Raw genomic sequence first — 21892 nt, forward strand, 5'->3', positions numbered from 1 at the left:
GGCTTGACCCGGCCATCCACGTCGTTGCCCCTATGCAAGACCTAAGACGTGGAGGCCCGGGTCAAGCCCGGGCATGACGATTCGGGTGCAGCGCGTGGCGCTCACGCCGCGACGATTTCCTGGCGCTGCTCGCCGAGGCCCTCGATGCCGAGCGTCACGACGTCGCCGACATTGAGGAAGGTCGGCGGCTTCATACCGAGGCCGACGCCGGGCGGGGTGCCCGTCGTGATGATGTCGCCGGGCAGCAGCGTCATGAATTGCGAGACGTAGGAGATGCATTTCGCCATCGTGAAGATCATGGTCTTGGTCGAGCCGGTCTGGCGGCGCTGACCGTTGACGTCGAGCCACATCGACAGGTTCTGCACGTCGGCGATTTCGTCCCTGGTGGCGAGCCACGGGCCGACCGGACCGAAGGTGTCGTGCGACTTGCCCTTGGTCCATTGTCCGAGGCGCTCGGTCTGGAAGTTGCGCTCGGAGACGTCGTTGCAGACGCAATAGCCGGCGACGTGGTTCAGAGCGTCGGCTTCCGAGACGTATTTGGCACGGGTGCCGATGATCGCGGCGATCTCGACTTCCCAGTCGAGCTTGGTCGAGCCGCGCGGCTTCTCGACCGCGTCGTTCGGGCCGGACAGCGAGGTATTCGCCTTCATGAAGATGATCGGTTCAGTCGGGATCTGAGCGCCGGTCTCCTTGGCGTGGTCGGAATAGTTCAGGCCGATCGCGACGAACTTCGAGATGCCGGTGACCGGGGCGCCGAAGCGCGGCTTGCCGGAGACGGCCGGGAGGGAGGCGGGATCGAGGGCGGAAAGCTTCTTCAGCGATTCCGGCGTGTAGGCCTCTCCGGTCAGGTCCTTCAGATGGGCCGAGAGATCGCGGAGCTGGCCGGATTTATCGATCAGACCGGGCTTTTCCGCACCCTTTTCGCCATAACGAACAAGCTTCATGTTGATCACTCCCTACGATGTCTTGAGGATTGTTACTGGTATACCTCGACACGCTTCATGGAACAGCGCGCCGGGAAATTCAACCGCCTGTCGTCTCAGGCATTGCAGCCATCACCTCTCGGCGTAGCCGTTTTGCGCCGGTCATGATCGCGGACGCGGCGCGGCCAGCATCCGCGTGAACATCTCTTCCAACAGCCGGCATGGCGGCTCGGGATCGCGGGTGCCCGCGACGATCGCGTCGTCGACCACGGCATGCATTCCGTCGAACACGATCAGCGCCGCGCTGCGGGCGTCCGGGAACGCCCAGACGCCGGCTGCCCTGCCGTCCTCCAGCACGCCGACGACCTGTGCGATCACGTCGTCCTTTTCCTGCGACTGGCGCTGATGATGCGGGAAGTCGTGAAACACGACGTCATGCAGCTCGACATTGGCAAGATAGGTTCCAACGGCGCCGCGCAACCAGGCGGATAGCCGCCCGGCGTGATCGTCCGCGGCAGGCTCGCCGATCGAGGCGGCGACACGGGAGAGGAAATCCTGCGTGAAGCGGGCGCGCAGTGCGACGATCACATCCGCCTTGGTCGAGAAGTAATGGTAGAAGGTGCCCTTCGCGACGCCGGCCCGCGTGACGATGTCGTCGATCGTGGTGGCGTCGATGCCCTTCGCGATGAACAGGGCCGCTGCCGCCGACATCAGGTCGTCCACCCTGACCTCGGCGGGCCGCGTGCGCCGCCAGTGTTGCGATGTGCCGCGTGTGGTCCGCGCCTGCCGCTTCCCGATCATGTCGTCAGCATCCATCCGCCCCTGATATCCGATTCTGAGATCGCATATTTAGAATGCCTTTGAAATAGCTTAGTTCGATTGACTGACCGTCAGTCGATAAATATTTGTGCCCGGCCGCCTGCCGATCAGCACGGTCAGGCGCCGTTCATTCATGAGGAAGCTTGCATGAAATTCTTTCGCGAAGCCGAGCCCGGCATCTTCATCGCGACTGGCCGTCTGCAAACCGAGCAGGACGGCTGCGACTGGACCGCGGAATACACCGAGCTGCTTGCCGCGAACCGTCCGCTCGCCGTCATCGTCAACGTCAACGATCAGCCGGAGGTCGCTGCCGGCAAGCCGATGGTGCTGTGGATGAAGGCGCGCAAGGCCGAGCTCGGCCGGCTGGTCCGGGTCACCGTCTACATCGCCGATGATGACGAGGAGCGCGCCGAGCTCGAGCGCACCCTTCCCGGACGGGCCAAGGCGTTGCCTTATCCGGCCGCGATCGCCGCGAGCGAGGCCGACGCGCTCTTCCTCGCGCGCGCCAGTTTGATTTAGGAAACGAGGCCGGATCGGAATAGCGACCGCGAAAACTGCGCTCCCCCTCTCCCGCTTGCGGGGGAGGGCCGGGGTGGGGGGTCTCGCCGCGAGTCACCTATTGGGGAGAGCCCCCACCCGCCGCGCTACGCGCGTCGACCTCCCCCGCAAGCGGGAGAGGTGCAGCGAATCTGTGGCCACTGATTCAACCAAGAAGCATTGCGCTCTATGCCTCGAGCGCGACGAACCTGAACGCGTCGCCGTCGCGCTTGATGTGGCCGGCGTTGAAATGCCCACCGATCACCAGCGTCGGCGTGTCGGCAAAGCGCGAGAACAACTCGCGCCGCGTCGCGGCGGATTGCTTCTGGTCGGAGTCCGCGGTCGACGACCAGTCGAGGTGATACATCTGGCAGGGATGATGCGCGACGTCGCCGGTGAGCAGTCCTTCCGCGCCGCCGGACCTGATGTGGATGCTCATATGGCCGGGGCTGTGTCCCGGCGTCGGGATCAGCGTGATCTCCTCGGTCAGGCGATGATCGCTCGGTACCAGCTCGGCCTTGCCGGCATCCGCGATCGGCTTCACCGAGTCGGCGAACACGGCGGCATGCGCGGCATCGTCGCTGTGGTCGCGCCAGTGCGCGAACTCGGTCTTGCCGAACACGTAACGCGCATTGGCGAAGGTCGGCACCCATTTGCCGCCGACAAGTTTCGTGTTCCAGCCGACATGATCGACATGCAGATGCGTGCACAGCACGGTGTCGATGCTGTCAGGTGCAAATCCGGCCGCGGTCAGCTTCTCCAGGAACGGATCGTTGCGGTTGTTCCAGGTCGGCACGTTGCGGCCCTGCTTGTCGTTGCCGAGCCCGGTGTCGACGATGATGCGGTGCTCCGGCGTCTCGACCAGCAGCGAATGAATCGACATTTTCAGCCGGCCATCCTCATTGGCGAAATGCGGGATCAGCCAGGGCAGGCTCTGAATCTCTTCCCGGCCGGCCAGCGGCAGGATGAAGCGCGTGCTGCCGACGGTCTCGAGCTCGACGACTTTTGTGATTTTGACCTTGCCTACGGTCCAGTGCATGCGGCGTGTCCTCGGTCTTTTGTTATCTGGCGCAGTCGACGATCACGGTGCCGATCTTGTCGCCCTTCTCGACGGCGAGATGGGCCTCGGCGGTTTCCGCCAGCGCGAATTGTCCGGCGATGTTGTGCACGCGGGTGCCCGACGCCAGCCATTTGGTGATGTCGGCCTGCGCGGCCGCGAGCAGCGGCGGCGGCAGTGCGAACAGCACCAGCGAGCGCACTGTGATGCATTTCTCCATCAATTCGCGCACCGGCAGTGTCGGCGTGCGGTTGCCGTTGGTGGCGTAGACCGCGATCGTCGAGTTCAACGCCATGATCTTCAGCGTGGTCGCAAGGTTGCCGCCGAAGTCGACGTCGATCACGCGGTCGACGCCGCGGTTCTCGGTGAAGGCCATCACCTTGGAAACAACGTCCTCGGTGCGGTAGTTGACGACCGTATCGGCGCCGGCAAGCCGCGCTTCCACGTCCTTGACCTGCGAGCTCACCGTCGCGATCACGCGTGCGCCGCCCCATTTTGCCAATTGCACCGCATAGTGGCCGACAGCGCCGGCGCCGCCGGTGACCAGCACCGTTTGGCCGGCGATCGGACCGTCGGCAAACAGTGCGCACCACGCGGTCATGCCGGGGATGCCGAGCGTTGCGCCGGCCGCGAACGACACGTCCGGTGGCAGCGGCGTCACCAGATAATCGGCGAGCGTGATGTATTCGGCCGCGGTGCCGAAGGCGCGGCCGTTGCGCTGGCCGTTGAACAGCCAGACCCGGTCGCCGACGGCAAAGCGCGTCACGCCTTCACCGATCTGGTCGATGAGCCCCGCGCCGTCGCTGTTCGGGATCACGCGTGGAAATTCCATCGCGCGATAGTTGCCGCTGCGGCGGCCGACATCGGCCGGATTGACGCCTGAGGCCTCGAGGCGAACCCGGACTTCGCCCGGGCCCGCGCCCGGCGTCGGCATCTCCCCGACGGTGAGTACCGTCGGCGCCGCGCCGGTCCGCTCGTACCAGACCGCCTTCACAGCGTGCCCGGGAAGGCGCCGCCGTCGAGCAGCAGGTTCTGTCCGGTGATGAAGCCGGCCTTGGCGCCGCACAGAAAGGCGCAGGCGTAGCCGAATTCGTCGGGATGGCCGAAGCGGCCGGCGGGGTTCAGCTTGGCGCGCTCGGCCAGGACCTGCTCGGCGGAGATGCCGCGCTTCTCGGCCTCGGGCTTTGCGGTGCCGCGCAGGCGATCGGTCTCGAACGGGCCCGGCAGCAAGCCGTTGATGGTGACGTTGTTGATCACGGTCTTGCGCGACAGGCCGGCGACGAAGCCGGTGAGGCCGGCGCGGGCGCCGTTCGACAGACCGAGGATTTCGATCGGCGCCTTCACTGCCGCCGAGGTGATGTTGACGATGCGGCCGAACTTGCGCGCCATCATGCCGTCGACGGTCGCCTTGATCAGTTCGATCGGCGTCAGCATGTTGGCGTCGATCGCCTTGATCCAGTCGTCGCGGGTCCAGTTGCGGAAATCGCCGGGCGGCGGGCCGCCGGCATTGTTGATCAGGATGTCCGGTTCGGGGCAGGCCTTGAGCACGGCTTCGCGTCCGGCCGGCGTCGTGATGTCGCCGACGATCTCGGTGACAGTGATGCCGGGGTGTGCCTTGCGGATCTCGTCGGCGGTCTGCTTCAGCGCTTCGGCACCGCGCGCCGTCAGCGTGACATGCACCCCTTCATTGGCGAGCGCGATCGCGCAGGCGCGGCCCAGTCCCTTGCTCGATGCGCAGACGATGGCGCGGCGGCCTTTGATTCCAAGATCCACGTGTTCACTCCCTGTGATGTCGGATAGGTTTGTAAAGTTTCGCTGGCGTCAGTCTAGCCAAGCCCGGCAGCGCCGGTAAGGGAGGTGCAATGCATAAGTGCATGCCGGACCGGAGCAGCCCGGGTGAGCCCGTTGGTTAGATGCGCTGCTCGCGTCGCAGCCGCTCGATCGCCATCGTGGCTTCGGGCGGCAGCGACCGGAATCCGGCCTGTCCGGCGGCGGAGAACCACGGCCGCAACTGCGATCCGTTGAGGAATTGCGGCTGCTTCGCCACCGGCACCAGCTGATCGAACACAACCACCAGCGTGGTCACGACCAGGCCGACCCTGATTGCGCCGAGCAGCGCGCCGCCGAGCCGGTCGCCGATCCCGACCTCCGAGCCCATAGTGTCGTCGAGCATCGTCCGCGCCATCTTGCCGAGGATGACGCCGATCAGAAGGAAGAGGCCGAACAGCAGCACCCCGTTGGGCGGAAACGGCGAGGACGGCAGCGCTGCGATGTGGGGCCCGATCATCGCCAGCAGCGCGACCGCAAGCGGCATCGCAACGAGATAGGCCAGGATGGTGACCGCGCTGCGCAACAGGCCGGTCGTGAAGCCGGTGACGACCGCAAACAACAGACCAAGCGTCACGACGATGTCGAAGAGGTTCATGGATAAGGAATTCCTGCCCCAATCTCCTACGGTCCCCCGGTTGATCAAACCTGCTTACATCAGGGACAATTGTCGCTATCACTCGTCCGCTTCAATCCGGGAACCTGCCGATGTCCGACCTATTCGATGTCAGTAAAGAAATCATCCTCATCACCGGCGCCTCGCAGGGGCTTGGGCGGCAATTCGCCCGCGTGCTGGCGGCGCATGGCGCTGCGGTGGTGCTGGCGGCGCGCCAGACCGCGAAGCTGAAAAGTCTCGCGGAGGAGATCAAGGCCAAAGGCGGCCGCGCAGCCGCGGTACAGATGGACGTTGCGGATATTTCCGGCATTGCGAAGGCACTCGACGCTGCGGAAGCAGCACTCGGTCCGGTCTCGGTCTTGATCAACAATGCTGGCATCGCGATCGAGAAGCTTTCGACCGAGCAGACCGAGGCCGATTGGGACGCCGTGATCAACGCCAATCTGAAGGGCGCCTATTTCCTCGCGACCGAGCTTTCGCGGCGCATGATCCTGCGCAAGCAGCCGGGCAACATCATCAATGTCGCGTCCGTGCTCGGGCAGGGCGTGCTCAAGGCGGTCTCGCCCTATGCGATCTCCAAGGCCGGCATGATCCAGGGCACCAAGGCGATGGCGCTCGAACTCGCCGGCAACAACATCCGCGTCAACGCGCTGGCGCCCGGATATATCGACACCGAAATGAACCATGATTTCTGGTCGACGCCGGCAGGCGAGCGGCTCGCAAAACGGATTCCGCAGCGCCGCGTCGGTGCCGAGTCCGACCTCGACGGCGCGATCATGCTGCTCGCCTCCAACGCCTCGCGCTACATGACCGGCACGGTGGTGACGGTCGATGGCGGGTTTTTGCTGAACTAGCTTTGCCGCCCGGATGGCGCGCAGCGAAAAGCCGCGAAACAAGATCTCATCCTGCGAGAACCATCCTCATCGTCGTCCCTGCGAAAGCAGGGACCCATAACCACAGCTGCCAATTGTTGGGCGACGCTGGAACGACGAGTCCCTGCAACAAGGTCCGCCGCGGCGTATGGGTCCCTGCTTTCGCAGGGACGACGTTGTGGAGGGGCCGCGGACTCAACGGCGGGCGTCTCGAAGGATGGCCGCAGGGAAGCGACGCAGCAGGGCCTTCCCATATGCGATAGCCGAGGGCCGTCTGCACAATTTCGGAATAATGGAAGAATGCCGCTGATTTGCCCGACGAGTCAAGTTGCCGTGTCCAACGCCGGCAGCCGCCGGCTACTTTGCATGGGGTTGTTTTCGATATTTTGGCAGTGCGGCCCTGCGACGGCAGTCTCATAGGGTGGGCAAGGGCGCCCTCGCGCCGTGCCCACCATCACGAGCCGTGCAAGAAGAGGTAGGCACGCCTTGCTTTGCCCTCCCCTGCGCATTTGGTTACCCCGCCCGCATCTCCGCCTTGATCATGTCGGCGGCCTTCTCGCCGATCATGATGGTCGGCGCGTTGGTGTTGCCGCCGATCAAGGTCGGCATGATCGAGGCATCGACCACGCGCACGGCCTCGAGCCCGTGCACGCGCAATTTCGGATCGACCACCGCAAGCGGATCGCCGGTGCCCATCCTGCAGGTGCCGACCGGATGATAGACCGTGTCGGAGCGCGCCCGCAGGATGCTGCGGATGTCGTCGTCGGTGCGGACATCCGCTGTGAACATGTCCTTCTGCTGCAGCGCGCGCAGCGCCGGCGTGTCGAGCAGCCGCTTCGTCATCTTGAAGCCTGCGACCATGGTCTCGACGTCGCTGTCCTCGCCGAAGAAATTCGGATCGATCGCGGGGGCCGCCAAGGGATCGGCGCTGTTCAGCCACACGCTGCCGCGGCTTGCCGGGCGCAGCAGGCAGACATGGCAGGAGAAGCCGGTGCCCCAGCGCGGCTTGCGGCCGTGGTCTTCCACCATGGCCATGCAGAAATGTAGCTGGATGTCGGGGACGTCGAGCTCAGGTCGCGTCTTCAGGAAGCCGCCGCATTCGGCGACGTTCGAGGTCATCGGGCCGCGCCGCTCGCGACGGTATTGCCCGATACCCTTGATGATCCGCCCGATGCCGCTCCACGACAGTCCCGAGAAATAAGGTGCGTCGGAGGCGAAGCCGAACACGAAATCCGGATGATCCTGCAGGTTCTGTCCGACACCGGGGAGATCATGCACGCCAGCGATTCCGTGCTTGCCGAGCGCCGCGGCGTCGCCGACGCCCGACAGCATCAGCAATTGCGGCGACTGGAACGCGCCGGCCGAGAGGATGACCTCGCGCCGCGCGCGCAGCACCTTCTTCTCCTTGCCTTGCATGTATTCGACGCCGACGGCACGCTTGCCCTCGAAGATGATGCGGGTCGCCTGCGCCTGCGTCTCGATCCGCAAATTGGGCCGGCGGCCCATGTGGGGATGGATATAGCCGCGCGCTGCGCTCCAGCGCTCTCCATTCCGCTGGGTCACCTGGTAGATGCCGAGGCCTTCCTGTTCGGCGCCGTTGAAGTCGTCGCGGATCCGGAACTGCGCCTCGCGCGCGCCCTGCAAGAACATCTCCTTGACCGGATTGTCGGACTGCAGGCCCGTGACGTTGAGCGGGCCGCCCTTGCCGTGATATTCGCCGTCGAGCTCGGTGTTGTTCTCCGAACGCTTGAAATAGGGCAGGACGTCGGCATAGCCCCAGCCGGTATTGCCGAGCGAAGCCCAGTGATCGTAGTCGGCGCGATGGCCGCGGATATAGACCATGGCATTGATGGCGCTCGAGCCGCCGAGCCCCTTGCCGCGCGGCTGATAGCCGATGCGGCCGTTCAGGCCCTTCTGCGGCACCGTGTCGAACGCCCAGTTGTTGAGCTTGCTCGAGAGCATGAGAATGATGGCGCCGGGCGTGGTCACCACCCAATTGTCGTTCTTGCCGCCGGCATCGAGCACCGCCACCGAGGTCGCCGGATCCTCCGACAACCGCCCTGCCACCGCGCAGCCGCCGGAGCCTGCGCCCACCACCACGAAATCGAATGTGTCAGTCACGTATGTTTCCCCCTAGTCTTCATTCTTATCCGTCATTGCGAGGAGCGTAGCGACGAAGCAATCCATCCGTCCGTTATGCGTCGCTATGGATTGCTTCGCTTCGCTCGCAATGACGCTCTGCGAGTTACGACAACAACCGCATCAGCTTCTCCAGCCGCGCGACCTTCGCGCCATAGGGCGGATAGAGATCGGCGAGCCGGTTGAAGCGCGAGCGGTAGAACACCGGCTTCAGCTTGGTCAGCGTCTTGAATCCCCATTCGCCGTGATAGGCACCGGTGCCGGACGCGCCGACGCCGCCCATCGGCTGATAGGCCTGCGCGAAATGGAACAGGCAGTCGTTGATTGTGACGCCGCCCGACACCGTGCGCGCCAGCACCGCATCGCGGGCGGCATGGTCGGTGCCGAACCAGTACAGCGCCAGCGGGCGGTCGCGCCGGTTGATGAAGGCGATCGCCTCGGTTGCGTCGCGCGTACCCATGACCGGCAGCAGCGGTCCGAAGATCTCCTCCTGCATCACGGTCATCTCGGGCGTCGCATCGACGATGACGGTCGGCGGGAATTTGCGCCTCGCCTTCCACTCGGGATCGTTCGGCGCGGCCGGCTGCATGATGGTCGCGCCCTTCGCGGCGGCGTCGGCGACGAGGCCCTCGAGCCGGGCATAGTGCCGGTCCGAGACGATCGAGGTGTAGTCCGGATTTTTCGGATCGGTGCCGAACATGTGCTGCATGTGGCCTTGCAGCCGCATCGCGAACGGCTGCACCGAGGCTTGCGGCACCAGCACGTAATCGGGCGCGATGCAGGTCTGGCCGGCATTGAGCAGCTTGCCGTAGGCGATGCGCTGCGCGGCCTCGTCGAGGTCGGCGGAACCGTCGACGATCGCGGGCGATTTGCCGCCGAGCTCGAGCGTCACCGGTGTCAGGTTGCGGCTGGCCGCCTCCGCGACCAGCCGGCCAACGCGGGTCGAGCCGGTGAAGATCAAATGATCGAACGGCAGCGCGGCAAAGGCCGTTGCGATCTCGTCGTCGATATCGGTGACCGCGAGCTCGGTGGTGTCGAATTTCTTCGCGATGACCTCGGCCAGCAGCTCGGCGAAGCGCGGCACCAGCTCGCTTGGCTTGATGATGGCGCGGTTGCCGGCCGCGATCGCGGCGACCGCGGGCGCCAAGGTCAGCTGCAGCGGATAATTCCAGGGCGCGATGATGCCGACGACGCCGAGCGGCTGCGGGATCAGCCGGTTCCTGGCCGGCGCGAACTGCACCGTGGTCGGGATCCTCTCGGGCGCCATCCAGCCCTTGAGGTGTTTGGCCGCATGCTTGATCTCGCCGAGCACCAGCATCGTCTCGGCGATCGCGGTCTCGACGGTGGAGCGGTGGCCGAAATCGGCCGAGATCGCCGCCTCGAATCGCGCCTCGTTCTCGGTCAGCGCGGCGCGCAGGCGGCGCAGCCGGTCGAGCCGCGCCTGCAATGTCGGCGCCGGCTCGCTCCGCGACAGCTCGAACTGGCGGTGAAAGGTGTCCTCAAGCGCATGCAGCCCCGGGCTCTTCAATGGCCGGTCCATGGCGTTTCCCCTCGAATGACGTGTCCTTGACGGATTTTGTTGGGCGCCAAGCTCCGCTTTTGCGCGCGATCTGGCAAGAGCCGGTTCCCGGCGGTAAATTTGCTAGGAAAACCACCGATTTCGGCGTCACAAAATCCTCAAAAACCCGCATCCGGGGCTTTCCAAACCGTACTCACGTTGATACATACCCCTCGCACCCGACGGCTTCGGCCCGGGTCGCCTTCTCAGGAAGCCCTCCGGACGGATCGATCGGCGCCATCTGATGCGTTGGCCGACCGGCTCGGGCACTCTTTCTGCAAGGCATGCAACGGTTTAACGCGGGGTGGAGCAGCCCGGTAGCTCGTCAGGCTCATAACCTGAAGGTCATAGGTTCAAATCCTATCCCCGCAACCAAGTTCGACACGGAAACCCGGCAATCTGAATGGATTGCCGGGTTTTTGTTTTTGGGGGCGAACGTCGCGCCGCAACGCAATCAACGACTTGGTTTTGTGGGTTCGAAACACCGCAACCTCGCGCGGTTGGCATAACGACGCCGGGCGCGAACAGCGGAGGCCGACTTGCCTTGGCCATCTCGAGTGGCTGGATTGGGGATACCGTCGATCTCGCCGATCAATCGGATTATCGACGCTATGAACTCGCGGGATCGTCTCGACGATGTCGGCGCGTGGATCGCCCTGACAGGCGTGTGAGCCGAACGAGCGGCGAGGGACGTTCGGTATGGCGCGCGCCATTGACGAGGTGCTTCGGTGAGCCACCAAGCGTGCAGGCAATGCGCATCCAGATTTCAACCGCGCTTGCCTCGATCCGTTGACGACACAACCCCGATCATTTTTTGTCCTTGTCGGCGTCGTCGTCCACGTTGCCTTCATTGTCGACGCATTTCTTGAAATAGTCGCGTTCGGCCTGCCCGTTGCCTTTGGCGCTGCCCGCCGCCGGGCTGACGTAGCGGAAAATTCTTCGCAACCAGCGCATTGCATTTCCTCGCGACCTCAACGGTGACGGCTGATGTCTCTGTTGGGCTCGCCCGCCTGACCAGTTTCGCGGAAAAAGGCGGTTGTCTACGTCGGTCCCCATCACACCTATTCTGAACGCGCCGGTCCGTTTGCTATTTTCGAACACTATTGGCAGCTAACGCATTGCCGACCGGAATTTCTCGCCGTCGCGGCGGCGTGAGACAGTTCCCGGTCGTTGCGATGGTGCGTAAAATTGGAAGGAGTGTTTCATGAGATACGGAACAGCCGTGCTGACCCTGTTGTTGCTGTCCGGTGGGGGAGCAATGGCACAGGGCGTATCGCAAACCCCGACCCAGACCGTTACGCAGCAGCGCCAGAGCGGATCGACGGTGACGGGCGGGCCGAATTCGGCGGTGAGAATCAACCAAGGCGTTAGCACCGGATTTAGCAGCCCGTTCGCAAGTCCGTTCGGAAGCTCCAATAGCTCCCAATCGAAGGGCGGCTACGCCGGTTCCGGCTCTAGCCGGTGATTCTCCTCACCAAGGTTGAGGTTCGCCAAATCTGCCACCTGTCCGTCATCTCCCCGTGATGATGTCTCCGCAGCCAGCGAACTAAATCCGCGCCAGCGTGCCAAGCTTGGTTAACTGCTGGTTGAGCCCCGCAAGATCGTTGCAAATCAGCAACTGCCGCGATCCAAAAATCTGCTCCAACGCAGATTCACTTAGAGATTGCGCCGAGCCCACGAGAGTTCCGACAGCATGGGGACTAATCTTAAAATCAAACTCTTTGCCGGAATCGTCCTTAGCGCCACGATTGGCCTGGCCGGGTGCAGCATGTTACCGACGTCGGGGCCATCCAGCCAAGCTGTAAAAAGCGAGACGCCGGTCGATGAAAACAGCCTTCCGTATGCGCTGGTTCGCGTCAATTCAGACGTGGTGTCCGTACTTGCGCGTACGGGCAAGTTGACGGTTACCTATCCCGATCGTCAGCCCCCCCGCGAAATCAGATTTGGCGTGGGCGACGTCGTCAGCGTGACCATCTTCGAGGCCGCCGCAGGCGGCCTGTTTATCCCGGTTGAAGCGGGTGTTCGGCCGGGCAACTTCATTGCTCTGCCTAATCAGACGGTGGACCACAACGGCAATATTTCGGTTCCTTATGCCGGCGCTGTCCGCGCGCAAGGGCGGACGCCTTCCGAAGTCCAGCAGGCGATTGCGGATGCGCTGAAGAATCGCGCGATCGAGCCGCAGGCTGTCGTCGCCCTCATTGATCAGCGGACGTCGCTCATCAGTGTTCTCGGCGAAGTGAACAATCCGATTCGCTATCCCGCAAACGCTGCTGGCGAGCACCTGCTTGATGCGATCACGCGTGCCGGCGGCCCCAAGGGACAAGGCTTCGACACTTGGGTCATGCTCGAGCGCAACGGCAAGCAGGCGACCGTGCCGTTTGGGTCGCTGGTGTACGAGCCGTCGAACAATATCTGGGTCCATCCGAACGATACGGTTTACGTTTATCGTGAGCCGCAGACGTTTGTGGCGTTTGGTGCGACCGGCCAGCAGGGTCAGTTCAATTTCGACGCCTGGCGAATTTCGGTGGCTGAGGCCGTGGGCAAGGCAGGCGGCCTGAACGATGCGCTGGCTGATCCCGGAGCGATCTTCCTCTATCGCGGTGAGCGGCGCGAAATTGCCGCGATGATGGGCGTCGACGTGAGCCGTTTCACGACGCCGATCGTCCCGATCGTGTATAATTTCAATATGCGCGACCCGTCGACGTACTTCCTGGCGACGAAGGTGCTGATCCGGAACAAGGATGTTCTGTACACGTCGAACGCTCCAGCGGTGGAATCGGCGAAGCTGATGACGTACATCAGGCTGGTCACCGCAACGGTCAATGATCCGATAGTTGCAGCCTACAATGGTGCGGCGCTTCGGAGTCTGGTCGTAACGACTCCCTGATCCGCATGCGGTACGACGGGCGATACATCGTCGTCTTGAAGACGGCGCTGGTCGCCCTCAAACCGTGGCAGACTGCCGTAACGGCCTGGAGACAGAGCGGTCCCGCCGCTTTCCGGCTGAATCTCGTACATCTCGGCATTCGCTTTGATCGGCGAGACGCGATAGGGACATGAAATATTCCGAATGTACCACCGCGATTTGTTTGGGAAGAGATTCGCACTCACGTTGCCGGTTGCCGGAGGTGCGGATCACTCCGTCCCCGCAACCCGGGCCTTCCCTAGATGATGAAATGAAATTCCTGCCAGGCGCTCCAGATCATGCCGTCGTTGGCGCGAACCCAGAGGTCGTCAGACACCGTGCCGCCATCGAAAGTCGTGCTGGCAAGCTGGGCCGCAGTGACGTTGATTGCGGTGTTGGCGGGCTGCGCATTCCCGCCGATGCTCCAGTGGCCGCTGCTTGCCGACGGCGTCGAATCCCAGAATTGATACTGGCTCATGCTGTCCCCGTCGGCATCCGTGACCGAGAACAGGCTCGATGCGGCCACGCTCTGGTTGGCGGTCGCGTGGAAGTCGGATGCGGTGACGACCGGAGCGTGGTCAATCGGTGCGTTGACGTGAAATTCCTTCCACGGCCCCCAGGCGATACCGTCGTAGGCCCTCGCCCAGAGATCGTCTGAACCGGAGCCGCTCTGAAAGCTTGTGCTCGAGAGCTGGGCTGCAGTCACATCGATTGCGACATTGCTGCCCTGAGCCAATCCCCCGACCACCCAGTGCCCGCTACCGGGATCAGACGTCGAATCCCACAGCTGATAGTTCGTGATGGTGTCGCCATCCGCGTCGGTGGTCGAGAACAGCGTGGAGGCCGCGATATCCTGGCCGTGGCTCGCTGAAAAGTCGGCGGCCGACACGATCGGAAGATTGTCGACCGGCGCGTTGACGTGAAACTCCTTCCAGTTGCTCCACATCATGCCATCGAAGGCGCGCACCCAGAGATCGTCGGAGCCCGAACCGCTCTGGAACGATGTATTGGCCAATTGGGCCGCGCTCACATCGATGCTCTGCCCCGCAGGCTGGATGACTCCGGCCACGACGAAATGGCCGCTGGCAGGATCGGCGGTCGAGTCCCAGAACTGATAGTTGGTGATCGTATCGTGGTCGGCATCGCTGACCGTGAACAGGTTTGAGGCGGCGATGTCCTGACCATGCGTTGCGGTCACATCCGACGCGCTCACCACGGGAGCATGGTCGATCGGCGCGTTGACGTGGAATTCCTTCCAGGCTCCCCATGTGATGCCGTCATTGGCTCGCACCCACAGATCATCCGAGCCGGAGCCCGACTGAAACGAGGTGCCCGTCAATTGAGCAGGCGTAACATTGATGGCGATGTTGGCGGCCTGCGCCACGCCGCCGACCACCCAGTGGCCGCTGGCGGGATCGCTCGTTGAATCCCAAAGCTGATAGGCGGTGATCGTGTCGCCATCCGCGTCGGTCACGCTGAAGAGACTGGATGCGGCGATATCCTGGCCATGGGTCGCCGAAACGTCGGTTGCGCTCACGACCGGCGCATGATCCGGACCTGGCGTGGCCGTGAACGGCACCCATGCTCCCCACAGCGTGCCATCGTAAGCCCTGACCCAGAGCTGGTCCGGAGCCGAGCCGAATTGGTAGCTGGTCTGGGCAAGTTGAGCGGCAGTGATGTCGATTTCCGCATTGGTGGCCTGAACGGCACCATTCACCACCCATGCGCCGTTGCCGTTGCTGTCCCAGAGTGCGTATTGGGTGATCGTATCGCTATCCGGATCGGTGGCGCTGAACAGGCTCGAAGCCGCGACCGACGTTTGCCCGTGTGCTGCCGTGAAGGCGGAAGCCGAAGCAACGGGAGCATGATCCAGAGTTGGCGTGGCCGTGAACGGGACCCATGCTCCCCAGAGATATCCGTCATAGGCCCGCACCCAGAGCGTGTCCGGGGCCGTACCGAACACATAGCTCACTTGCGAGAGGCTGGCGGCCGGGACGTCGATCTCGGCGTTGGTGGCTTGTGCGGCACCATTGATCGCCCAGTGCCCGTGGCCCTCGGTGTCCCAGAATGCATATTTGGTGATGGTGTCGCCATCCGCGTCACTGGCCGAGAACAGTGAGGATTCAGCCACCGAGAGCTGCCCGCGCGCACCGGTCACGTTTGCTGCCGTGACCACGGGCGCATGATCGGCCGGAGAAATCACGAAGGATTTCCAGTCGCTCCACAAATAGCCGTCGAAGGCTCTCACCCAGAGCGTGTCCGAACCGGGTCCGGCCTGGTAACTGGCTTGGGCCAATTGCGATGCGCTGATGTCGATCTCGGTGTTGGTGCCCTGGACTGTTCCTCCCACTGTCCAGTGACCGTTGCCATTGGTGTCCCAGAACGAATATTCGGTGATGGAATCGCCCGTGGCCATGTTCACCGAGAACAACGATGAGGCCGCATAAACCTGATTTCGGGCGGCGGACTGATCGCTGGCGGTTACGACCGGTGTCGTCCGGATGCTGTATCCGAGGTCCTTCAGAACTCCGACGTCCAGGTTGGAGATCGCGTACTGGTAATTGGGATAGAAAACGATCCCGTTCATCAAATCCAGTGTGAGCGGGTCCTTGACGGTCGACGGGGTGGCGTAGAGATCGGATTGCTGGTTGCCGAAATGGTAGTAGTTCTGGGTGGTGCTGTTGGTGGTCAACGGCACCGGGCCGCCGTAAGCGGCCTCGGCATTCGCACCAACAAAGTTGGCGCCGGTTGCGGTCTTTTGAATCAGGTTGTCGAACGTGGACTCGTAGGCGCCGGGCAACTGGCCGCTCTGGCTGTACCAGCCCGTCATGCCGAAGCCGTGCATGAGCTCATGCAGAAAAACGTCGATCGGATTGATCACGTTTCCGGGCACCTGACTGGACCAGCTCAGGCCATAGTCGAGGTCGATGTACTGGAAGTAGCCGGGATCGATGTTGATGGTGATGTCGCTTGTCGTTCCAGGCACGTGCTGTCCCGTGGTCAGCTCGTACTGGCTTGACGGCTCATACACCGCGAGCCCGCCATTCGTGCCCACGTAGTAGCTGGAGGTAGGTCCGCCGTCGGCACGGCCAACGGAGGTGGGCAGGATGTTGAGTGACACCACCATGGTGCCAATGCCCAGGATATATCGCTGCCAAACGTTGAGGGCCTGCTCGAGGTCGTAAACGAGAGACGCGTCGGCAGATCCGCCTGCGTTCGATGAATCGTTTAATGTTACGGAATAGTTCCAAGTCATCTTGGTCGAGCTTTCAATCTATGGTAGCGTAGAAACCATGCGGACCAGTCACTGGGCGGTTAATAGACGCCAGATGGCCGGCCCCGGACAAGGCGGTGCGTGAGGCTGTTCACGTCCAGCGCCTTGGGCGCGATTGGCTCGGGCATCACCTTGGGGCATCACACAGCGTCCGGCCATTCTTTGCGTGCTGCAAGATCGGAAGGGCATGACCCTCTATATACGCGATAGGGCCGACGCGATCATCCCTTTGATCCCGGTGACAGCCATATCGGGTGCCGCGATCCGTAAGACTACGGAGCCCGGTTCGGCGTTCCGAACGGTTCCGCGATGGACTCCAGGATCGGCATGATGTTGCTTGCGAATTCGGCTTGGCCGCTGATAACGCCAATTGCATCTCGCCGAAGAGCCATAGTACTCTGCCTGTCATATTCATTTGCTGCTCTGTCGTTTCGTTACGAATAGTCAGTTTGGGCTGACGGCGAGGCCGACGAGCAGGGGCGGGGCCCGCTCACGGCAATCTCGGCTCACCTTCGACTGCAGTTATTTTCAGCTACTGAACAGATTAAGTCGCGAGATGATTGAAACGCGGAGCGGTACGACAGCGGACAGCGGGATAGTTGGGCTCGCGATGCTGCTGCGTTTTCACGGCATCCCGGCCGATGTCGACCAGATTCGTCATCAAGTCGGCAATGGCCCGTTCGGAACGGCAGAGATGCTGCGCTACGCGCGCTCGACCGGCGTCAAGGCTCGCGAGCTGAGCACCAACTGGCTAAGGCTCGAGAAGGTCCCGCTTCCTGCCATCGCGTTGCTGCGCGACGGTGGCCATTTGATCCTCGCCAAGGTGGGCGCCGACAAGATCCTCGTTCAATCGCCTCTGTCGGAGCGCCCGGAGCTGATCACGCGGGCCGACCTGGAAGCGGTGTGGACCGGCAAGCTGATCCTGGTGAGCCGGCGGGCGGGACTGGTCAATCTTGCGCGCCGCTTTGACCTGTCGTGGTTTCTAGGGGCCATCCACAAATATCGGTACCATTTCGTCGAGGTGTTGATCGCCTCCTTTTTCCTGCAGCTGTTTGCACTGGTGTCGCCGCTGTTCTTTCAGGTGGTGATCGACAAGGTCCTGGTTAATCACACACTCAGCACACTCGATGTGCTCGTCGTGGGGTTGATCGGCATCGCGGTTTTTGAGACGGCCCTCGCGATACTGAGGACCTACCTGTTCTCCCACGTGACGAACCGGATCGATGTCGAACTGGGAGCCCGCTTGTTTCGGCATCTCATCGGGCTGCCCATTGCCTACTTCCAGGCTCGGCGCGTCGGCGACTCGGTTGCGCGGGTTCGCGAACTGGAGAACATTCGCAACTTCCTGACCGGCTCCGCGCTGACGGTCGTGATTGACCTGTTCTTCACCGTCGTTTTCATCGCGGTGATGTTTGTCTACTCGCCGATCCTGACCTGGATCGTGCTTGGGTCCTTCCCGCTTTATGTCGGCATCTCGGCCGGCGCGACGCCGATGTTCCGTCAGCGGCTGGATACCAAATTCGAGCGCGGGGCCGAAAACCAGGCCTTTCTCGTCGAGAGCGTGACCGGGGTCGAGACCATCAAGGCGATGGCGCTCGAACCGCAGATGCAGCGTCGCTGGGAGGAGCAGCTTGCCGGATACGTGGCGGCCAGCTTCCGCGTGCTCAGCCTCGCCAATGTTGCGAGCCAATCGGTTCAGTTCGTCAGCAAGCTCGTCACCGCGGTGATCCTTTACGCCGGCGCCAAGCTGGTGATCGACGGAAGCCTCACGGTGGGCGAGCTGATCGCCTTCAACATGTTCTCGTCACGCGTCAGCGCGCCGGTTCTGAGGCTGGCGCAGCTCTGGCAGGACTTCCATCAGGCCAGGCTCTCTGTCGCGCGGCTCGGCGACATCCTGAATACGCCGGCGGAGCAGACGTTCAGCCCCGGTCGCGCCGTGCCGCCACCCATCAAGGGTCAGGTCACACTTGAACATGTGTCGTTCCGCTATCGGGTCGATGGACCCGAAGTCCTGCACGACATCAACATCAGCATTCCGGCCGGCCAGGTCGTCGGCATCGTCGGCCCGTCCGGTTCCGGCAAGAGCACCTTCACGAAGCTCGTTCAGCGCCTTTACGTTCCGGAGAAGGGCAGGGTCCTTGTCGACGGGATCGACCTTGCGATGGTCGATCCGGCCTGGCTGCGTCGCCAGGTCGGCGTCGTCCTGCAGGAAAACGTGTTGTTCAATCGCAGCGTACGGGAAAACATCGCGCTCGCCGATCCGGCCGCTCCGATGGAGAAAGTGGTCGCCGCGGCTCAGCTTGCGGGAGCTCACGAATTCATTCTGGAACTGACGGAAGGCTACGACACCGTCGTCGGCGAGCGCGGCTCCAGTCTGTCGGGAGGGCAGCGGCAACGCATCGCGATCGCGCGCGCCCTTATCACCGATCCCCGCATCCTGATCTTCGACGAAGCGACCAGTTCGCTCGACTACGAAAGCGAAAGGGTCATTCAGGACAATATGAACCGGATCGTGAAGGGACGAACGGTTTTTGTCATTGCCCATCGTCTATCCGCTGTCAGGCGCACCGATCGGATCATCACCATTGATCGCGGCCGGCTCGTCGAACAGGGATCCCATGAGGAGTTGCTGAGCACAGGCGGAAGATACGCGTCGCTGTACCGGTTGCAGGCGGGGATCCATGAAGTCGGCTCGTGAAGTGGTTGCGGTCGGGGGCAAAACCCGGGACGAGCTGGCCTTCCTGCCGGCCGCCCTCGAAATTGTCGAGACGCCGCCATCTCCCACCGCGAGACTCACGGCCGTCTTGCTTGCTGCCCTGTTCTGCTGCGCCGTGGCGTGGGCGGGTCTCGGCAGGATCGACATCGTTGCTTCTGCACCCGGAAAGATCGTGCCGGGCGACCGTGTAAAGCTGGTTCAGCCGCTCGAGATCGGCGTGGTGCGGGCCATTCATGTCCGCGATGGCCAAACCGTCAAGGCCGGCGAGATTCTGATCGAGCTGGATCCGACCAGCAATCAGGCGGAGCTGCAGCACCTGAAAAACGACCTTCTCTCGGCACTGCTGGATATTTCACGCAACCGTTCTGCGCTTGGCGGAAACACCGACGCGCTTGAAGGCTTACCGGACGACACGCCGCCCGCCTTGATTCAAATGCATCTGGAGTACTTGCGCAGTCAGGATTCCGAGCAGCGCGCCAAGTTGTCCGAACTGGATCGGCAACGGGTGCAGAAGGTCGCGGAGACCAGGACGATCGACGCCAGCATCGCGAAGATTGAAGCTTTGCTGCCGGTGCTGCAGGAGCGGGTCGGGGTTCGCAAGTACCTGGCGGACAGGGAGTACGGTTCAAAGCTGCAATATTTGCAGGAACTCCAGGAACTGGTCGGGATGCAGCAGGACATCCTGGTGCAACGGAGCAAGCTCGAGGAAGCCAATGCGGCTGTCGCCGCACTCGACGAGACCCGCGGCAAGCTTGTCTCGGAATACCGGCACCGCCTGTACGACGATCTGGCCAAGGCGACGCAGAAGGCCGGCAGCCTCAAGGACGAGGTGTCCAAAGCCGAGCACCGGACCGACCTTCAGAAGCTTGCCGCCCCCATCGACGGCGTGGTGCAGCAATTGGCCGTGCACACTGTCGGCGGTGTCGTCACTCCCGCCCAGACGCTCGCGGTCGTCGTACCCAGCGACAACCTGATTGAAATCGAAGCGATGGTTTCAAATCGCGATATCGGCTTCGTGCACCCGGGCCAGGACGCCGAAATCAAGGTCGATACCTTCAACTTCACGCGCTACGGCCTGCTGCACGGCAAGATCGTCAGTGTCTCGCCCGATTCCGTCTCCCGCGACAAGGCGCGGGATCCGGCCCGCGAGCCCAATGGCGGTGCGCCGGAGGAAAGCAGCGAGCCAAAGGGGCAGGGGCCGGTGTATATCGCGCATGTCTCGATCGACCGGACCAAGATGGTCGTCGATGACAAGGAGATCAACCTTTCGCCGGGAATGACCGTAACCGTCCAAATCAGGACGGGCGGCCGCAGCATCATGAGCTATTTGCTGTCGCCGATCATGCGCTACCGGCAGGATGCTCTCCGCGAGCGGTGAATGAATTCGGCGGTCAGGCCGTCATGACGTGGTTCGCGATTCCACGTGGCTCAGACTCGGGTCGGATTCATGGATCGCAAGGCAGTTTTGCCCCGCGTCGTAGGTCCGGTATCCATGATCGGCCAGCGTGCGAACGAGTGCGGCCTTGTCGGTCTTGATGAATTCCGCATGAATGACGGGGTGATGCTGCCGGATCGTGGCGCTCGCCCCTTCCAGCACCTTCAGCTCCATCCCTTCGACGTCGATCTTGATCAAATCGCAGCGGCTCAGATTCAGGGAGTCCAGGGTGATCATCGCCGTTTCAGTGCTGTTGGCCTCGGAATAATCGATCTTCTGGCCGATTTGCTCCGTGCCCGAGCGTTGCGTCACCTCCAGACTTCCGAAACTGGCGGGTTCCTGATGACTTAAGGTCGGCACCCGGATCTTCCCGGTCTCCGACGAGATAACCGCGTGCATCGCCCGCGCGTTGAAGCAGTTGTTGATGGCGATGTTGCCGGCAAGCGCGTAGTAGACCCGCTCCTGCGCCTCGATGGCAACGACCGAGCCCCAGCCGGTCATGTGCTTCGACCATTCGATGGTGTGAACGCCGATGTTCGCCCCGCAGTCGATGGCGACCACGCCGTCCCCTCGGTAAGTCCTTCGCAGGGCAAGAAGACCCTTGGTCAGCTCGATCTCGGTGACGTCGAACGCGCCATGCTCGAGGATCTGAATCCCCACTCCAAAAACATGGTCGCCAGCGGTGTGGTAGTCCAGCCGGTTGACGATCAGCGGGCCATGAGCGGACGCTGCGATCACAAACGGGATCTTGCTGGGATTGCGGCTCATCGATTTGTGCTTCTTTGTTTCTGCCGTTCCGGGGCGAGCGGCTGCGAGGGGGTACCCGCTGAGGTTTTCGTCCGTTGACGCGGTTGTCAATCTCGCTTACCGTTCGGCGGTATTTTTAGCGTTCTTTATATTTTCGGGGCAGGGGATATTCGTGAATGCAATTGCCGTCGCGCCGGCGATCGGGCTGAAGCGTCCGATTGACCATGTGGCTGACCAACCTAAAGTCATCGTTGATCGTTCGACCAGCCCCGTACCTGCCAGCTCCGTACCTGCCAAGTCGGAAGCTGCTGCGCCGGGTGCGGATGCGCCCAAGCGTGCCTATCCGGCGGCCGCCGAGTTGCCTACCCAAGTCGGTCCGAAAGGACTGCGATTCGACTTCAACGACGGCGCCCGAATTGTTTGCCCTCATGGCGAGCAGCCCTGGAAGGTGAGGATTCGGGATCTCG

General features: G+C 62.8%; 16 protein-coding genes, 1 tRNA gene and 1 pseudogene. 7 read left to right on the top strand and 11 right to left on the bottom strand.

The window, feature by feature from the left end; all coding sequences use genetic code 11:
* Positions 1-101: 101 nt before the first annotated feature.
* Together Q0030_RS39500 and Q0030_RS39505 are read right to left on the bottom strand one after the other, a co-directional pair.
* Entirely contained in the window at positions 102-944 is an 843-nt protein-coding gene (locus Q0030_RS39500; RefSeq protein WP_298380237.1) for a fumarylacetoacetate hydrolase family protein, read from the bottom strand.
* Positions 945-1085: 141 nt separating this feature from the next.
* Positions 1086-1739 carry a TetR/AcrR family transcriptional regulator gene (locus Q0030_RS39505; protein ID WP_298380241.1) on the bottom strand — a complete coding sequence of 218 codons (654 nt, stop codon included), beginning with the start codon at positions 1737-1739 and terminating at the stop codon, positions 1086-1088.
* 150 nt (positions 1740-1889) lie between these two features.
* On the opposite strand from Q0030_RS39505, the gene Q0030_RS39510 reads away from it, so the two are divergent.
* The gene (locus tag Q0030_RS39510) at positions 1890-2261 is read left to right on the top strand and encodes a hypothetical protein (RefSeq protein ID WP_298380244.1); all 372 of its coding nucleotides are present in this window, start codon (positions 1890-1892) and stop codon (positions 2259-2261) included.
* Between the two features lie 205 nt (positions 2262-2466).
* On the opposite strand, the gene Q0030_RS39515 is transcribed toward Q0030_RS39510, so the two are convergent.
* The 4 genes from Q0030_RS39515 to Q0030_RS39530 all read right to left on the bottom strand — a co-directional run bounded on the left by Q0030_RS39515 (position 2467) and on the right by Q0030_RS39530 (position 5761).
* Positions 2467-3318 carry an MBL fold metallo-hydrolase gene (locus tag Q0030_RS39515; RefSeq protein ID WP_298380245.1) on the bottom strand — a complete coding sequence of 284 codons (852 nt, stop codon included), beginning with the start codon at positions 3316-3318 and terminating at the stop codon, positions 2467-2469.
* A gap of 22 nt (positions 3319-3340) precedes the next feature.
* Positions 3341-4330: an NADPH:quinone reductase gene (locus Q0030_RS39520; protein WP_298380249.1), complete on the bottom strand. Its 990-nt coding sequence runs from the start codon at positions 4328-4330 to the stop codon at positions 3341-3343.
* Positions 4327-5109, bottom strand: a complete 783-nt coding sequence (locus tag Q0030_RS39525) for an SDR family oxidoreductase (RefSeq protein ID WP_298380252.1) — start codon at positions 5107-5109, stop codon at positions 4327-4329. Before Q0030_RS39525 ends, Q0030_RS39520 begins: the two co-directional genes overlap by 4 nt.
* Before the next feature lie 136 nt (positions 5110-5245).
* The gene (locus Q0030_RS39530) at positions 5246-5761 is read right to left on the bottom strand and encodes a CvpA family protein (protein WP_298380255.1); all 516 of its coding nucleotides are present in this window, start codon (positions 5759-5761) and stop codon (positions 5246-5248) included.
* 110 nt (positions 5762-5871) lie between these two features.
* Here Q0030_RS39530 and Q0030_RS39535 point away from each other — a divergent pair, with 110 nt between their 5' ends.
* The gene (locus tag Q0030_RS39535) at positions 5872-6633 is read left to right on the top strand and encodes an SDR family NAD(P)-dependent oxidoreductase (RefSeq protein ID WP_298380257.1); all 762 of its coding nucleotides are present in this window, start codon (positions 5872-5874) and stop codon (positions 6631-6633) included.
* Positions 6634-7164: 531 nt separating this feature from the next.
* Here the strand turns inward: Q0030_RS39535 and Q0030_RS39540 are convergent.
* Together Q0030_RS39540 and Q0030_RS39545 are read right to left on the bottom strand one after the other, a co-directional pair.
* On the bottom strand, positions 7165-8772 hold the full coding sequence (locus tag Q0030_RS39540) for a choline dehydrogenase (RefSeq protein ID WP_298380259.1): 1608 nt from the start codon (positions 8770-8772) through the stop codon (positions 7165-7167).
* A 124-nt stretch (positions 8773-8896) separates the two neighbouring features.
* Positions 8897-10330: a coniferyl aldehyde dehydrogenase gene (locus Q0030_RS39545; RefSeq protein ID WP_298380261.1), complete on the bottom strand. Its 1434-nt coding sequence runs from the start codon at positions 10328-10330 to the stop codon at positions 8897-8899.
* Positions 10331-10646: 316 nt separating this feature from the next.
* Here Q0030_RS39545 and Q0030_RS39550 point away from each other — a divergent pair.
* Positions 10647-10723, top strand: a tRNA-Met gene (locus Q0030_RS39550).
* Between the two features lie 432 nt (positions 10724-11155).
* Here the strand turns inward: Q0030_RS39550 and Q0030_RS39555 are convergent.
* Positions 11156-11302: a hypothetical protein gene (locus Q0030_RS39555; protein WP_298380263.1), complete on the bottom strand. Its 147-nt coding sequence runs from the start codon at positions 11300-11302 to the stop codon at positions 11156-11158.
* A gap of 739 nt (positions 11303-12041) precedes the next feature.
* Here Q0030_RS39555 and Q0030_RS39560 point away from each other — a divergent pair.
* On the top strand, positions 12042-13235 hold the full coding sequence (locus tag Q0030_RS39560) for a polysaccharide biosynthesis/export family protein (RefSeq protein ID WP_298380266.1): 1194 nt from the start codon (positions 12042-12044) through the stop codon (positions 13233-13235).
* Positions 13236-13512: 277 nt separating this feature from the next.
* On the opposite strand, the gene Q0030_RS39565 is transcribed toward Q0030_RS39560, so the two are convergent.
* Entirely contained in the window at positions 13513-16509 is a 2997-nt protein-coding gene (locus Q0030_RS39565) for a hypothetical protein (protein ID WP_298380269.1), read from the bottom strand.
* A gap of 574 nt (positions 16510-17083) precedes the next feature.
* On the opposite strand from Q0030_RS39565, the gene Q0030_RS39570 reads away from it, so the two are divergent.
* Positions 17084-19225 (top strand): type I secretion system permease/ATPase, encoded by a 2142-nt coding sequence (locus tag Q0030_RS39570; RefSeq protein WP_298380272.1) that lies wholly within the window; start codon positions 17084-17086, stop codon positions 19223-19225.
* Complete coding sequence (locus Q0030_RS39575; protein ID WP_298380275.1) at positions 19209-20621, top strand: HlyD family type I secretion periplasmic adaptor subunit; 1413 nt, start codon at positions 19209-19211, stop codon at positions 20619-20621. Before Q0030_RS39570 ends, Q0030_RS39575 begins: the two co-directional genes overlap by 17 nt.
* Before the next feature lie 21 nt (positions 20622-20642).
* On the opposite strand, the gene Q0030_RS39580 is transcribed toward Q0030_RS39575, so the two are convergent.
* Positions 20643-21446, bottom strand: coding sequence for an FkbM family methyltransferase (locus Q0030_RS39580; RefSeq protein WP_298380277.1), 804 nt, complete (start codon positions 21444-21446; stop codon positions 20643-20645).
* Positions 21447-21597: 151 nt separating this feature from the next.
* On the opposite strand from Q0030_RS39580, the pseudogene Q0030_RS39585 reads away from it, so the two are divergent.
* Positions 21598-21892 (top strand): annotated as a pseudogene (locus Q0030_RS39585) (hypothetical protein); the annotation flags it as partial.

It is taken from the genome of uncultured Bradyrhizobium sp., from assembly GCF_947648125.1.
GTDB lineage: Bacteria > Pseudomonadota > Alphaproteobacteria > Rhizobiales > Xanthobacteraceae > Bradyrhizobium.